The 14,424-nt window shown below is 72.5% G+C and carries 10 protein-coding genes and 2 tRNA genes; 2 read left to right on the top strand and 10 right to left on the bottom strand.

The annotated features are described in order from the left end of the window. Positions 1-20 precede the first annotated feature (20 nt). The 5 genes from ACIBJG_RS04955 to leuS form a co-directional block, all read right to left on the bottom strand. Entirely contained in the window at positions 21-2,573 is a 2,553-nt protein-coding gene (locus ACIBJG_RS04955; RefSeq protein ID WP_399303982.1) for a ComEC/Rec2 family competence protein, read from the bottom strand. After that, positions 2,570-3,265, bottom strand: coding sequence for a helix-hairpin-helix domain-containing protein (locus tag ACIBJG_RS04950; RefSeq protein ID WP_399303980.1), 696 nt, complete (start codon positions 3,263-3,265; stop codon positions 2,570-2,572). Before ACIBJG_RS04950 ends, ACIBJG_RS04955 begins: the two co-directional genes overlap by 4 nt. Before the next feature lie 862 nt (positions 3,266-4,127). Continuing rightward, a complete protein-coding gene (locus tag ACIBJG_RS04945) occupies positions 4,128-4,973 on the bottom strand; it encodes a DegV family protein (protein ID WP_399303978.1) in 846 nt (281 codons plus the stop codon). 169 nt (positions 4,974-5,142) lie between these two features. Next, positions 5,143-5,844 carry a hypothetical protein gene (locus tag ACIBJG_RS04940; protein WP_399303976.1) on the bottom strand — a complete coding sequence of 234 codons (702 nt, stop codon included), beginning with the start codon at positions 5,842-5,844 and terminating at the stop codon, positions 5,143-5,145. Positions 5,845-6,041: 197 nt separating this feature from the next. Next, on the bottom strand, positions 6,042-8,909 hold the full coding sequence (gene leuS / locus ACIBJG_RS04935) for a leucine--tRNA ligase (protein WP_399303974.1): 2,868 nt from the start codon (positions 8,907-8,909) through the stop codon (positions 6,042-6,044). A gap of 394 nt (positions 8,910-9,303) precedes the next feature. Here leuS and ACIBJG_RS04930 point away from each other — a divergent pair, with 394 nt between their 5' ends. After that, the gene (locus ACIBJG_RS04930; protein WP_399303972.1) at positions 9,304-10,713 is read left to right on the top strand and encodes a hypothetical protein; all 1,410 of its coding nucleotides are present in this window, start codon (positions 9,304-9,306) and stop codon (positions 10,711-10,713) included. After that, on the top strand, positions 10,710-12,287 hold the full coding sequence (locus ACIBJG_RS04925) for a ferredoxin (RefSeq protein ID WP_399303970.1): 1,578 nt from the start codon (positions 10,710-10,712) through the stop codon (positions 12,285-12,287). The genes ACIBJG_RS04930 and ACIBJG_RS04925 overlap by 4 nt, the downstream gene beginning before the upstream one ends. Before the next feature lie 61 nt (positions 12,288-12,348). On the opposite strand, the gene ACIBJG_RS04920 is transcribed toward ACIBJG_RS04925, so the two are convergent. The 5 genes from ACIBJG_RS04920 to rsfS all read right to left on the bottom strand — a co-directional run bounded on the left by ACIBJG_RS04920 (position 12,349) and on the right by rsfS (position 14,339). Further along, positions 12,349-12,421: transfer RNA gene (locus tag ACIBJG_RS04920), tRNA-Ala, on the bottom strand. 110 nt (positions 12,422-12,531) lie between these two features. Continuing rightward, positions 12,532-12,765: a hypothetical protein gene (locus ACIBJG_RS04915; protein ID WP_399060167.1), complete on the bottom strand. Its 234-nt coding sequence runs from the start codon at positions 12,763-12,765 to the stop codon at positions 12,532-12,534. A 291-nt stretch (positions 12,766-13,056) separates the two neighbouring features. After that, a tRNA-Ala gene (locus ACIBJG_RS04910) sits at positions 13,057-13,129 on the bottom strand. 128 nt (positions 13,130-13,257) lie between these two features. Beyond that, entirely contained in the window at positions 13,258-13,911 is a 654-nt protein-coding gene (locus tag ACIBJG_RS04905; protein ID WP_399304516.1) for a histidine phosphatase family protein, read from the bottom strand. Continuing rightward, complete coding sequence (rsfS, locus tag ACIBJG_RS04900; protein ID WP_359085153.1) at positions 13,908-14,339, bottom strand: ribosome silencing factor; 432 nt, start codon at positions 14,337-14,339, stop codon at positions 13,908-13,910. Before rsfS ends, ACIBJG_RS04905 begins: the two co-directional genes overlap by 4 nt. Positions 14,340-14,424: the final 85 nt, after the last annotated feature.

Here is a 14,424-nt window from a genome sequence, read left to right as displayed (position 1 = left end):
GAGTGAACGCGAACGCGCCGTCATGACCGCCCCACCGCCCGCAGCCCCGGCCCTGTGCCCGTCACCGCGATCGCGCCGTCCCTGTCCGTACGGAGCACCACCGCTCCCCCGGACCTGAGCGCCTCGACCGTCCGTGCGGCAGGATGCCCGTACGGGTTGTCCCGGCCCACGCTCACCAGCGCGAACCTCGGACGCGCACTGCGCAGCAGTGCCGTGTCCTGATGCGCGGAACCGTGATGGGCGACCTTGAGCACATCCACCCGTGGCAGAGTCGGGTGACTGCGCAACAGGGCTTGCTGGGCCGGGGGTTCGAGGTCGCCGAGGAGCAGCAGCGTGAGCCCGCCTGCCCGTACGAGCAGGGTGACGCTGGCATCGTTCGGATCCTCCGGTACGGGGCCGGCGGCCGGGCCCGCCGCAGTGGCCGCGCCCCCCGGCGGCCACAGCACCTGCCAGGCGAGCGCCCCGATCCGGCGCCGCTCACCGGGGACGGTGCGCACCATGGGGATGCCCGCCGCCGCGGCCGTTCTCCTGACGAACGCAGCCTGTTCCGGGGGCTCGTCCAGGCTCGTCGTCTGGATCACGCCCACCGATCTGCCCCGCAGCACACCGGTCAGGCCCCGCACGTGGTCGGCGTGGAAGTGGGTGAGCAGCAGCAACGGGACACGGGTGATGCCCAGGTCGCGCAGGCACCGGTCGGCGAGCCGGGGATCGGGCCCGGCGTCCACCAGCACGCCCGCGCCGGGCCCGGCCGCGAGCACCAGGGCGTCCCCCTGACCGACGTCACACATCGCGAACGCCCATCCGGGCGGCGGCCACCCGGTCAGCACCCGGGTCAGCGGCACCGGCCGCAGCACCGCGACGACAAGCAGCAGCGCGGCGGCCGAGCAGATCCAGGGGTGGCGTCCGATGCGGCGCGCGAACAGCACCAGCAGCACTGTCAGCGCGGCCAGCAGCAGCGCCCCCGGCCGGCCGTCGGGCCAGTCCACCTCCGCCCCGGGGAGCGCGGCCCCGGTCCGGGCCACGGAGGCGATCCATCCCGCCGGCCACCCCGCGAGCCATGCGAGCAGTCCGGCCACCGGCATGGCCACCGGGGCCAGCGCCAGCGCGGCGAACCCGAGCACCGTGGCGGGCGCCACGGCGAACTCGGCCAGCAGAATGCACGGGATCGCCACCAGGCTCACCCGGGAGGCGAGCAGCACCACGACGGGCGAGCACACCGCCTGCGCCGCGGCCGCGGCCGCCAGCGCCTCCGCCAACCGCGGTGGCACCCGCCGCCGTTGCAGCGCTTCGCTCCATCGCGGGGCCAGGGTCAGGAGCGCGCCGGTGGCCAGCACCGACAGGACGAAGCCGTAACTGCGGGCCAGCCACGGGTCGTAGAGCACCAGGAGCAGAACGGCGGCGGCCAGGGCCGGAATCAGTGTTCTGCGCCGCCCGGTGCCGATGGCCAGCAGCGTGATCAGACCGCAGGCCGCGGCCCTCAGCACACTCGGTTCCGGCCGGCAGACGAGCACGAAGGCGAGCGTGAGCCCGCCGCCGAGCAGCGCGGTCCCCCGCAGGGAGATCCCCCATGCGGGTGCCAGTCCGCGGCGTTCGACTCGCAGGGCGCTGCCGGGCGGTCCGATGAGCAGGACGAGCAGGATCGCCAGGTTGGCACCCGATACCGCCATGAGATGCGTGAGGTCCGTCGTCCGGAACGCCTCGTGCAGTTCCGGGGTGACGCGCGTGGTGTCGCCGACGACCAGTCCGGGCAGCAGCGCCCGCGCATCGGGGCGGAGATCTTCCGTCGCCGTGCGCAGGCCGGCACGCAATCCGCCCGCCGTGCGCTGGAGTCGGGTGGGCGGGCCGACGACGCGGGGCGGGCCCTCTCCTTCGGCACGCAGCACGGCGGTGGCGCGCTCCCCTCCGTGCCGTGGCGGGGCGAGCCGGCCGCTGACGCGCAGCCGGGTGGACGGAAGCAGTCGCTGCCACTGTGCGGCGGCTCCACCGGGTGTGACGATGACCAGCACCGGCGTACGCAGACGCACGGCCGCACCGCCGGGCCGCGCCAGCCGGACAATCTCGGCGTCCAGGAGGAGGGAGACGGGGGTGCTGTGGTCGCCGCGCACCCGGGGGGACGTCCGGCGGACATCGGAGGTCAGGGTGATCTCCGCGTCGACGCGCGCGAACTGTCCGGCCAGCCCGGGCACGGGCCCCTGCCGCGCATCGGCCCTGTGCAGTCCGGCGGACGCCGCCCCGGCCGCCGCGCAGAACAGCGCCGCCGCGGCAGCCGTGGCGTGCAGCCCGGTGCGCGGCCGCCACCGGCCACCGGCGCCGCTCCCCTCCCCGTCCGCGCTCACCGCGAGTGCCGCACGCAGGGGCGGGAAGCCGGGCAGGGCGAGGAGGACCATGGCGGCGCCGAGACAGAGCACCACACCCACGGCCACCCAGCGGCCGGGCATGTCCAGGGCCGGCGCGGCACCGGCCCAGGCCGCCAGGGCCGGCGGGACCAGTCGCAGATCGACCGGGCCCTCCTGCCGCGGGTCGGCGGACCCCAGCCGGCCGCCCGACGCCGTGTGGACGTCCTGGGTGCTCACGGCCGCACCAGGGGCCGGAGATCGGCGAACCGGCGGTCACCGATCCCGTTGACCTCGCGGAGCTCGTCGACGGACCGGAACCCTCCGTGCTGGGTGCGGTAGTCGACGATGTGCTGGGCGAGGACGGGGCCGACGCCCGGGAGAGTGTCGAGCTGTTCCACCGTCGCGGTGCTGAGGCTCACCGGCCCGGCGGCGGCGGCGGGCGGGCCGGTGCCTCCTCCCGTGCCGCCTGCGGCGGGCGGGCCGGGCGGGGCGCCCACGATGATCTGTTCCCCGTCCGTCAGGACCCGGGCCCGGTTGAGGTTGTCGAGGTCCACGCCCGGCCGGGCTCCGCCCGCCACGCGCAGCGCGTCGGCGACCCTGGCTCCGGAGGGCAGCCGGTGGATCCCGGGCCGCTTCACCTTCCCGCTGACGTCCACCACGACCTGTCCGCCCGGCCCCGCGGCCGGTGGCGTCCCGGGAGAGGGGTCCGGCCTCGCGGCCCCACCCGTATCCGCCGTGCCGGTGTCCCCGTCCACATCCGTCTCCGCCACGGGCAGGTGGGCGGCCTCGCCGACCCGCTCCGGAGCGGGTACGGAACCGGGGCGCGCGGACCAGAAGTGCGTCGCGGCGAACACCGCTGCCGCGACCAGGACGACAGTGAGCGCGGCCAGGGCCCTCGGTTCCAGGCCACACCTGAGCTGGAGCCACACCGGAAGCCGCTCCCGCAACGCGGGAAGGACCGGCCCCCGCCGGTCCGCCGGAACCGGAACCGGAGCCGGGACCGGCACCGCGACCGGTGCCGGTGCCGGTGCCAATGCCGGTGCCAATGCCGGTTCCGATTCCGAACTCGGACTCGGACTCGGACTCGGACTCGGACTCGGACTCGGACTCGGACTCGGACTCGGACTCGGACTCGGACTCGGACTCGGACTCGGATCCGGCTCCGGCTCCGGTACCGGTACCGCCGCCGGGCCCGGAGCCGTGGAGAGCCCCAGCCCCGCCGCTGAAGCGGGCGGGCCCGCGGCCGAGGGAGGAGCCGCCGTCATGGAGCGGGCAGCCACCGCCGCGCGGGCGGCGGACGAGCCGCCCGCGCCCACCCCCACCACCGGCCGCGCGACCCGCCCTCCATAGCCGCCCGCCATCAGCGCATCCGCTCGGCTGCGCGAAGCTGCGGCCGCGGCCGCAGCCGCGACAGTGCTCCCCCTTGCCCGCCCCCGCCGGCCGGGCCCGGTACCCGCCCCGCTCCGGACACGGCCGTCCGAAGCCGGAACACGCCCCGGCCCGCTGCCGGGCCCGGACCCGCCGCCGGACCCGGCCAAACGACCGATGCGGCCGACACGTACGCCGACACGATTGGTTGCACGATGTGATCGGGAAGCCATGCCACATGACGCTAGACACGTCCGCTGAATCCCGCTGAGCACACCCAATTCCGGTGGAAAACCGTCCCGTTGTGTATAACTCCACCACTCCGAAGAGTGACGTCAGAGGGACGTCAGAGGGACGTCAGAGGAGGCCGGCGGGAGGCCGGCGGGAGGCCGGCGGGAGGCACCGGCCGAGGTCAGCAGGACATCAGCGCGGCGAGACCACCGCTCCCAGCAGCCCGGGTCCGGTGTGCGCGCCGATCACCGCACCCACCTCGCTGACGTGCAGGTCGACCAGACCGGGAACCCGTTCACGCAGTCGCTCGGCCAGTCGCTCGGCCCGCTCCGGGGCCGCGAGGTGATGCACCGCGATGTCCACCCGCCCGCTGCCCGCCCGCTCGGCGACGATCTCCTCCAGCCGGGCGATGGCCTTCGAGGCCGTCCGTACCTTCTCCAGCAGTTCGATCCGGCCGCCGTCCAACTGGAGGAGCGGTTTCACGGCGAGGGCCGAACCGAGCAGTGCCTGTGCGGCGCCGATCCGGCCGCCTCGGCGCAGATAGTCCAGGGTGTCGACGTAGAAGTAGGCCGACGTGCCCGCCGCCCGCTTCTCGGCGGCGGCCACCGCGTCGTCCTGGCTGCCGCCCGCCTCGGCCGTCTCCGCCGCGGCCAGGGCGCAGAACCCGAGGGCCATGGCGACCATCCCGGTGTCCACCACGCGCACCGGTACCGGGGCGTCCTTCGCGGCCAGGAGGGCGGCGTCGTACGTGCCGGAGAACTCCGCCGACAGGTGCAGGGAGACGATGGCGCTCGCACCCGCGTCGGCAGCCGCGCGGTAGGCGGCGGCGAAGACCTCGGGGCTGGGCCGTGAAGTCGTCACGGAACGCCGCTTCTGCAGGGCCAGCGCGAGGGAGCGGGCAGAGATCTCGGTGCCCTCCTCCAGCGCCTGGTCGCCGAGGACGACGGTCAGCGGCACTGCGGTGATGCCATGCCGTTCCATCGCCTGGGGCGGCAGGTAGGCCGTGGAATCGGTGACGATCGCGACATGGCGGGACATGAGCGGGAGGTTACCTGCCGGGGAGGGCACTCGGCAGTCCGACCCCGACCGAATGATCAGTTCCGGTCGCTACGGGCCGCATCCTGCCATCCCCGCTCACCTGCGGTCCGGCCCCTCGCCGCCCCGGCTTCACCGACGACGACCGTGAGGATCCCGGACCCGAGCACCCTCAGTTCGTGGTCTCCGGCCGTGCCGTCTTCTGCCACGGGTATTGCGTCGGCCGGGGGTCCGGGGCCGTGAGTGCCTCGGGAGTCCCGTCGGCGACCGCCGGCTCTCCCACGGGCTGCTCCTGGCCGCGACCGGCCTGACGCTGCGGTGCAGGCTCCTCCGTCGTCCAGTGCCGCAACGCACCGGCCTCCACGTCGATCTGCACGTTCAGCGCCGCCAGATCGTCGTCGGCGAACTGTTGGGCCCGGTCCCGGGCGGCCCACCGCAGGGACTCCGCGGCGCGCGTGATCCGCTCGGTGCGCTTCTTCAGATCCGGCAGCAGCGAGGCGACCGTCGCCTTGTCGGGCTCGCGCTCCAGCCGCTTCAGGTCCTCGTCCAGCTCACGGCCGTGCACCCCGAGGCGCTGGAACAGGCCCAGCGACTCCGACAACGAAACGTCCTCGACCACGCCCGTCTGCAGCGCGTCCTGCGTGGCCCGCATCGAAGTGCGCAGGGAGAGGCGGAGCTGCGCCAGCTCGCCGCCGACACCCAACTGCCCGTAGCTCTTGGCCCGCAGTGTGGTGTCCTCCACGGTGCGGCGGGCCTGCGTGAGCGTGCGGTCCACACCCCGCTTGGCCGCCCCGACCACCTTGACGGTCGCGTAGACGCCCAGGGCCATGAAGGCGACGACGAGCAGCCCCAGAATCAGGATCACGGCTTCCATGAGCGCCCCTCGGATGGTGTGACGGCTTGCGGCACGGTTTCACCCGCCCCTCCACCGTAAACGGAACGGGCAGGCGGAGGGTTCCATCGGAACCCCCAACCTGCCCGTAGGGGAAAGCCCTCACACCATCACGGCGGGGCCCGTCGGCCAGGCCCGTCGGCCAGGGCCTATACCTACACCTATACCTATGCCCTGGCCTAGGCCGGAACGATGTTCACCAGCTTCGGTGCCCGGACGATCACCTTGCGGATGCCCGCCCCGCCCAGTGCCGCGACGACGGCCGGGTCCGCCAGGGCCAGCGCCTCCAGCTCCGCGTCCGTGATCGACGGGGAGATCTCCAGGCGCGCCCTGACCTTGCCCTTGATCTGCACGACGCAGGTCACGGTCTCGTCCACGACGTACGCCGGGTCGGCGATCGGGAAGTCCTGGTGCACGACCGACTCGGTGTGGCCCAGCCGGCGCCACAGCTCCTCGGCGATGTGCGGCGCCAGCGGCGCCACCAGCAGCACCAGTGCCTCGGCGACGGAGCGCGGCAGAGGGCCGCCGGCCTTGGTCAGGTGGTTGTTCAGTTCGGTGACCTTGGCGATGGCCGTGTTGAAGCGCATCCCGGCCATGTCACCGCCGACGCCGTCGATCGCCTTGTGCAGCGCGCGCAGCGTGTCCTCGCCGGGCTCGGTGTCGACGACGGTGACCTCGCCGCTGTCCTCGTCGACGATGTTGCGCCACAGGCGCTGCAGCAGCCGGTACTGGCCGACGACCGCGCGGGTGTCCCAGGGGCGCGACACGTCCAGGGGGCCCATCGCCATCTCGTACAGGCGCAGGGTGTCCGCGCCGTACTCGCCGCAGATCTCGTCGGGCGTCACGGCGTTCTTCAGGGACTTGCCCATCTTGCCCAGGACGCGGGAGACCTTCTCGCCCTCGTAGTAGTACGCCCCGTCGCGCTCCTCGACCTCGGCCGCCGGAACCGCGATGCCGCGGCTGTCCCGGTAGACGAACGCCTGGATCATGCCCTGGTTGTACAGCTTGTGGAACGGCTCGGCGGAGGAGACGTGGCCCAGGTCGTGCAGCACCTTGGACCAGAAGCGGGCGTACAGCAGGTGCAGCACGGCGTGCTCGGCACCGCCCACGTACAGGTCGACGCCACCGGTCGGCTGTCCCTCGCGCGGGCCCATCCAGTACTGCTCGATCGCCGGGTCGACCAGCTTGTCGCTGTTGTTCGGGTCCAGGTAGCGCAGCTCGTACCAGCAGGAACCCGCCCAGTTGGGCATGGTGTTGGTCTCGCGGCGGTACTTCCGCGGACCGTCACCCAGATCCAGCGTGACGTTGACCCAGTCGGCGTTGCGCGACAGCGGGGTCTCGGGCTGGGTGTCGGCGTCGTCCGGGTCGAAGGTGCGCGGCGAGTAGTCGTCGACCTCCGGCAGCTCCAGCGGCAGCATCGACTCGGGCAGCGGGTGGGCGATGCCCTCCTCGTCGTACACGATCGGGAAGGGCTCGCCCCAGTAGCGCTGGCGGCTGAACAGCCAGTCGCGCAGCCGGAAGTTGACGGTGCCCTCGCCGACACCGTGCTCCTTCAGCCACTCGGTGATCCGGGCCTTCGCGTCGACGACGCCCAGGCCGTCCAGCGAGATCTCGTCGTTCGCGGAGTTGACCAGCTTCGCCTCGTACGAGCCGAAGGCGTCCTCCCACGTCGAGGCGTCCGTGCCGCGGTCGTCCGACGGCTCGACGACACAGCGCATCGGCAGCTCGAAGGCGCGCGCGAAGGCGAAGTCGCGTCCGTCGTGCGCCGGCACGGCCATGATCGCGCCGGTGCCGTAGCCCATCAGGACGTAGTCGGCGATGAAGACGGGGACCTGCTCGCCGCTGACCGGGTTGGTCGCGTACGCGCCGGTGAAGACGCCGGTCTTGTCCTTGGCCTCGGCCTGACGCTCCACGTCGGACTTGGCGGCGGCCTGCTTGCGGTACGCGGTGACGGCCTCGGCCGGGGTGGCGTGTCCGCCGGTCCAGACCGGGTGGGTGCCGTCGGGCCAGGCGGCGGGGATGATCCGCTCTACCAGCTCGTGCTCCGGCGCCAGCACCATGTAGGTGGCGCCGAACAGGGTGTCCTGGCGGGTGGTGAAGACGGTGATGCTGCCGGCGCCGTCGACGGGGAAGTCGACGCGCGCGCCCTCGGAGCGGCCGATCCAGTTGCGCTGCTGCAGCTTGATGGCCTCGGGCCAGTCCAGCCCGTCCAGGTCGTTCAGCAGCCGGTCGGCGTAGGCCGTGATGCGCATGTTCCACTGACGCAGCTTGGCCTTGAAGACGGGGAAGTTGCCGCGCTCGGAGCGGCCGTCGGCGGTGACCTCCTCGTTGGCCAGGACGGTGCCCAGACCGGGCGACCAGTTGACGGGCGCGTCGGAGGCGTAGGCCAGCCGGTGGTCGCTCAGGACGTCGGCGCGCTCCGCCGCGTTCAGCGCACTCCAGTCACGGCCGTCCGGGGTCGGACGCTCCCCGCTCTCGAACTGGGCGACCAGCTCGGCGATGGGCCGGGCGCGGTCCGCGTCGGTGTCGTACCAGGAGTTGAAGATCTGCAGGAAGATCCACTGGGTCCACTTGTAGTACTCGGACTCGATCGTGGCGAACGAGCGGCGCTTGTCGTGGCCCAGGCCCAGCCGGCGCAGCTGCGCCGTCATGTTCTCGATGTTGGCCTCGGTCGAGATCCGCGGGTGCGTGCCGGTCTGTACGGCGTACTGCTCCGCGGGCAGGCCGAAGGCGTCGAAGCCCAGGGTGTGCAGGACGTTGTGGCCGGTCATCCGCTGGTGGCGGGCGTAGACATCGGTGGCGATGTAGCCCAGCGGGTGGCCGACGTGCAGGCCCGCACCCGAGGGGTACGGGAACATGTCCATGATGAATTTCTTCGGCTTGGCGGCCAGCTCCGGGTCGCCCGCCAGGTCGCCGGTCGGGTTCGGTGCCTCGTACGTGCCCTCGGCGTCCCAGAAGTCCTGCCAGCGTGCCTCGATGTCGGCGGCCATCGCTGCCGTATAGCGGTGCGGCGCAGCAACGTCGGCTGCGGAATTCGTCTCGCTCATGATCCTCAAAGCTCCATCGATCGTCATCTGCCGGCGCCCACGTCTACGGACACGCGTCTACGGAAACGAAAAAACCCCTCGCACAGGAGGGGACGCCGCGCTGATGCCGACCAGGCATTCTCACCGGTCGGGACTGATCAGCACGGCTCGCTAAGCAGAAGGCGTACGGCACGCATGGCGTCAGGGTACCGCACGGACCCGGCCCCCATCCGGGCACCGCCGATCCGTGGACACGACGAGTGGCGAACCGGGCGGCAGAACGTCCGGGAAGCGTGGGTTACTCCGCGTAATGCCCTCTATCGGGGCAACCATCCAAACCTCGTACCGGCCGGTATGGGGCGACCTAGCATGCGGCAACGGGACCGCTTTGCCGAGCCATTCGGAGTCGCCCCCCATGAACCCTCATCGCAAGATCCGCTCATCGGCCGCCCCACTGCAGGGGCCGAGCCGTCACGTACAGGGCGGACTGACCGTCGCTGTGCTGGTTCTCCTGCCGCTGCTCGCCGTGGCGGGCAGCGACGGTGTACGCGCCACGCTCGACTTCACGACCGGTGTCCTCTCGCTGGTCTCGCTCACCGCCGCGGTGGGCTGGGGCCTGCTCGCCACCGACCGGCTGTTCCTCTCCTCGCGCCACCGGCTGGTCGGCCAAGCCGTCCACCGCGCCGCCGCGGCCGCCTCGCTGGGCTTCCTGCTGCTCCATGTCACGGTGAAGGTCTCGCTGGGGCATGTGGCGCTGCTCGGCGCCCTCATACCCTTCGGCCTGGGCTTCAGCGGTACGGCGGGGCTGATCGGCTTCGGCGCGCTGGCCGGTCTGCTGATGGTCGTGGCCGCCGCGACGGGCGCGCTGCGCAGCGCCTTCGCCACCCCCAGCAAGGTCGCCGGCCGCTGGCGCGCGCTGCACGCGCTGTCCTACCCGGCCTGGTGCGCCGCGCTGGTGCACGGTCTGTACGCGGGCCGGCCGCCCGCGGCCTGGGTCGTCGTGATGTACAGCCTGTGCCTGGTCGCCGTGGCGGCCGCGCTGTGCGTGCGCATGCTGCCCCCGGCGGTGAAGCGGGGGATCGCCGGACTGATCACCGCTCTGATCAAGCCGGACGCCCTCCCCGCCGAACCGGATCCGGTGACCCGCGAGGCCCCGCTGCCCGGCGCGGACACCACGGCCCTGCCGGGGGCGTACGGAACGGGCGCCGACGGCACCGGCCGGGGCGGACCCGGCAGCCGGCTGCGGGGTACCCCGCTGCCCTCGTCCTTCGAGCACCCCCGGGCCTCGTCCTTCGAGCACCCCCGGGCCTCGTCCTTCGAGCACCCCCGGGCCTCGTCCTTCGAGCACCCCCGGACCACACTTCCGGCACCCGCCCCACCGCTGTACGAGGCCCCGCCCCGCAGCTCCGACCGCCTGACGGACCCGGTCCCGAGTACGCCCGGCGTCCGCACGGGCCCGGGGCCGGGGATCGCCGCCGGATACCGCGCCGTCTCACCGGCCACCGGAACCGCCGGGCGACGGGAGCCGTCCGGGCGCTGGCCCGCACCGTCACCCGCCCCGCCGGCCCGGGCGCTGCGCCCGCCGCCCTGTCCCGCAGGACCGGCGCACCCCCCGTACACCGCGTACGAACCCCCCGCGCCGTCCTTCGAACCCGTACCGAAGCCCGCCGCCGCCCCCTACGTCCCCGCCCAGGAACGTCCGTACGCCGCCGGACCAGCGACCGCTCCGCTGCCCGCCCTCGGCGACACCGCACCGCTTCCGGGGCCGTTCTACCCGCCCCCGGCCGGAGAACCCTGGACCGCACCCGCAGGAGACCGACCGTGAACCTCCCCCTCCCCGACGTCCCCGAAGTCCGCGTCGTCGGCCTGCCCCAACTGACCAGCGGCTTCGACCTGGTGGAGCGGCTCGATCTGGGCATGCATCTGAAGGTGCACGGACCGCTGGAGCCGATGACCGGCGAACGCCTGGCGGAACTCGCCGAGGCCATCTCGCTGAACGGCCGGGGCGGTGCCGGATTCCCGTTCGGCAGAAAGCTGCGGGCCGTCGCCAAGGCGTCGATCCGGCGGGGGGTGCGGCCGGTCGTCGTGATCAACGGCAGCGAGGGCGAGCCCGCCTGCCGCAAGGACACGGTGCTGCTCAACCGGGCGCCGCACCTCATCCTGGACGGCGCCCTGCTGGCCGCCGAGGCGCTCGGTGCCCGGACGCTGATCGTCGCCGTCACCCGTAACTCCACGGAGATCTCGGTGCGCTCCGCACTCGCCGAGCGAGGCCTGTCCGACCGGCGCGGACAGCAGTTGCGCGCCCGGGTGGTGCGCACGCCCGAGCGCATGGTCTCCGGCGAGGCGTCGGCGGTCATCCGGGCGGCGTCCGGTGGCCCCGCCCTGCCGCCGGGGCGCCGCGAACGGGCCGCCGAGTCGGGGGTCGGCGGCGCACCGACCCTGCTGTCGAACGCGGAGACGTACGCACAACTCGCCGTCGCCGCCCGCACGGGAGCCCGCCGCTACGGGAACACGGGCCTGCCCGACGAGCCGGGGACGGTGCTCCTCACCCTCTCCGGCGCGGTCGCGCGTCCGATGGTCATCGAGGTGCCCACGGGGGTTCCGCTGCGGTACGTGCTCCAGTTGGCCGGCGCACCCCCGCTGCCGCAGGGCGTGCTGACGGGCGGCTATCACGGCAACTGGATCAGTGCGAACGCCATGCATGACGCCGTCGTCTCCCGGGAGTCGATGGCCGCGGCGGGCGGCGCGCTGGGAGCGGGCGCGATCCTGCCGATCGGGCCGGAGACCTGTCCGCTCGGCGAGTCCCTGCGCGTGGCGAACTGGCTGGCCGCCGAGACCGCGGGCCAGTGCGGCCCGTGCAAGCTCGGGCTGCCGGCCGCCGCGGGCGGGCTCTCCGACGTACTGAACGGGGGCGGACCGGCCGCGCTGGAGGCGCTGCGCGAGGTGACCCTGGCGGTGAAGGGGCGGGGCGCCTGCAAGCATCCGGACGGTTCTGCGCGGTTCCTGTCCTCGACGCTCTCCGCGTTCACCGACGACCTGGCCGCGCATGTGCTGGACGGCGGCTGCGGCCGCGAGACGCTCGGGGTCCTCCCTCTTCCCGCACCTGGTTACCAGGACGCGGAGGAATCCATTCCGAGCGGCGAGAAGCTGGCCGTGGACTGGACGCTCTGCCGGGGCCACGGCCTGTGCGCCGACATCGTCCCGGAGCTGATCAGGCTGGGCCCCGACGGATATCCGGCACTCGCGGACGCCGCGGTTCCGATGCACCTGCGGGGACGCGCGCAACGTGCCGTACGCCGTTGTCCCGCCCTGGCGCTCCGAATCGAGCAGCCGGCTCCCGAGCGGCCGGCGCTGCCTCCGGGCACCGGCCGGAAGGCCCTGGGCAGCGGCCGGAGTTGACCGGACGCAAAAGACTGGCGGGCCATCCGTCATCGGATGGCCCGCCAGTCGATCTTCACTGTGGAGCTAAGGAGAATTGAACTCCTGACCTCCTGCATGCCATGCAGGCGCTCTACCAACTGAGCTATAGCCCCGTGCTGTGCTGCCCGGTCTCCCGTGGCGACATCGAGAACATTACCGGTCACCCCGGCCGTCCACCAAATCGTTTGCGATCGGCCCCTCTCCGGCCGATCGCCGGGGCGGATCAGGCGGTGGCGAAGGAGTAGAACCGCTTCAGCGCGCAGTGCTCCTCCAGGAGCCGCCCGTAGATCGGTTCCCCCTCCAGCTCCCGGTAGGTCTCGATGGGGTCGCCCTTTATGACCAGCGCCCGCGCGCATTCCTCGCACCAGTACTGGTAGTCCACGTTGACCGGGTCCATGTCCCTGACGATGGGCGTACCGCTGCCGCACCAGTCGCATTTCCGCCTGTGCGCACCCATGGATCAGCTCCGGGTGCGGCCGCGGGCCGTGCACATGGGGAGGACTCCGGTATGACCACCGGGCGTTCGGGCCACCGCGGGACGAATCGGAACAGGTCCTGAGGGCAGGTCCGGGACTTCGTGGCGGCTCGCAGGCATCGCTCACTCCTCCCCGTTCGGTCCGTCTCCCCTCCGGCGGTCCGATTCTGCCATGACCCCGCAAGGGGGGGGCAGCCCGCCGGAGATCCTTCGGAGACCGAGCCCGGGGACGAGCAAGGATCCCGCCCCCTGACGGGGACGGGATCCTGATTGTGGAGCTAAGGAGAATTGAACTCCTGACCTCCTGCATGCCATGCAGGCGCTCTACCAACTGAGCTATAGCCCCGCTGTTCGCTGTGTTTCCCTGCGTTTCCGCGCTGCGAACAAGAAGAACTTTAGCCTGTGACCAGCCGGAAAGCGAAATCCGGCCGATGCTTCCCGACGACGCCCTGCGGGCGCCGTCCGGACACCAGGTCAGGTGTCGTCGCCGAGCACCGCTTCGGGCAGGGTGCCGGCGTTGTGCTCCAGCAGACGCCAGCCACGGGCGCCCTCGCCCAGCACCGACCAGCAGCAGTTGGTGAGTCCGCCGAGTCCTTCCCAGTGGTGCGCTTCCAGGCCCAGCAGTCGGCCGATGGTGGTCCGGATGGTGCCACCATGGCTGACGACGACGAGCGTGCCGTCGTCGGGCAGTTTGTCGGCGTGGGCAAGCACGACAGGGGCCGCCCGGTCGGCGACCTCGGTCTCCAGCTCACCGCCGCCGCGCCGCACGGGCTCGCCGCGCTTCCAGGCCGCGTACTGATCGCCGTAGAGGCCCACGATCTCCTCGTGGGTGAGACCCTGCCAGGCGCCCGCATAGGTCTCGCGCAGTCCCGGATCGTGCGCGACACCGAGCCCGGTGATCGCGACGAGCTCGGCCGCCGTGGCCGCGGCCCGCCGCAGATCGGAGGCGACGATCGCGTCCGGCTTCAGCGAGGCGAGCAGCCGGGCTGCTCGCCGGGCCTGCCCGACGCCTTCCTCGGTGAGCTCGATGTCCGTGGAGCCCTGGAACCGGCGCTCCAGGTTCCACGCCGTCTGGCCGTGTCGCCAGAGGACGATCCTGCGGCCCCTGCCGCTTCCGCTGCCGTTCAGCTCTGCTCACCTTCCGTGCTGCCGGTGAGCTGTGCGTGCTCCTCGGCCTTGCCGCGGGTCTTCACGGCATCCTCGGGAAGAGGGATCTCGGGGCAGTCCTTCCACAGGCGCTCCAGCGCGTAGAACACGCGCTCCTCGCTGTGCTGGACGTGGATGACGATGTCGACGTAGTCGAGGAGGATCCAGCGTGCGTCGCGGTCGCCTTCACGGCGGACCGGCTTGGCGCCGAGCTTCTCCTGAAGCTGCTCCTCGATCTCGTCGACGATCGACTTGACCTGGCGGTCGTTGGGGGCCGAGGCCAGCAGGAAGGCGTCCGTGATCGACAGCACGTCGCTGACGTCGTACGCGATGATGTCGTGCGCGAGCCGGTCGGCGGCCGCCTGAGCGGCGGCGTTGATGAGCTCGATGGAGCGGTCCGTGGCGGTCACATGCAGGCTTTCGTAGGCGGTCAGATCAACCTCTAGGGTCTCACGGACCGCCGACAGCCCACGCAGCCATCTTTCGAAGACCGTG

It is taken from the genome of Streptomyces sp. NPDC050422 (assembly GCF_044458665.1).
GTDB lineage: Bacteria > Actinomycetota > Actinomycetes > Streptomycetales > Streptomycetaceae > Streptomyces.
This window is presented reverse-complemented; position numbering and strand designations above follow the sequence as displayed.

Excerpts from the sequence above, each read along its gene's own strand:
- ACIBJG_RS04940 (WP_399303976.1), bottom strand. The coding sequence starts at position 5,844 with ATGGAAGCCGTGATCCTGATTCTGGGGCTGCTCGTCGTCGCCTTCATG.
- ACIBJG_RS04930 (WP_399303972.1), top strand. The coding sequence starts at position 9,304 with ATGAACCCTCATCGCAAGATCCGCTCATCGGCCGCCCCACTGCAGGGG.
- ACIBJG_RS04945 (WP_399303978.1), bottom strand. The coding sequence starts at position 4,973 with ATGTCCCGCCATGTCGCGATCGTCACCGATTCCACGGCCTACCTGCCG.
- ACIBJG_RS04915 (WP_399060167.1), bottom strand. The coding sequence starts at position 12,765 with ATGGGTGCGCACAGGCGGAAATGCGACTGGTGCGGCAGCGGTACGCCC.
- leuS (WP_399303974.1), bottom strand. The coding sequence starts at position 8,909 with ATGAGCGAGACGAATTCCGCAGCCGACGTTGCTGCGCCGCACCGCTAT.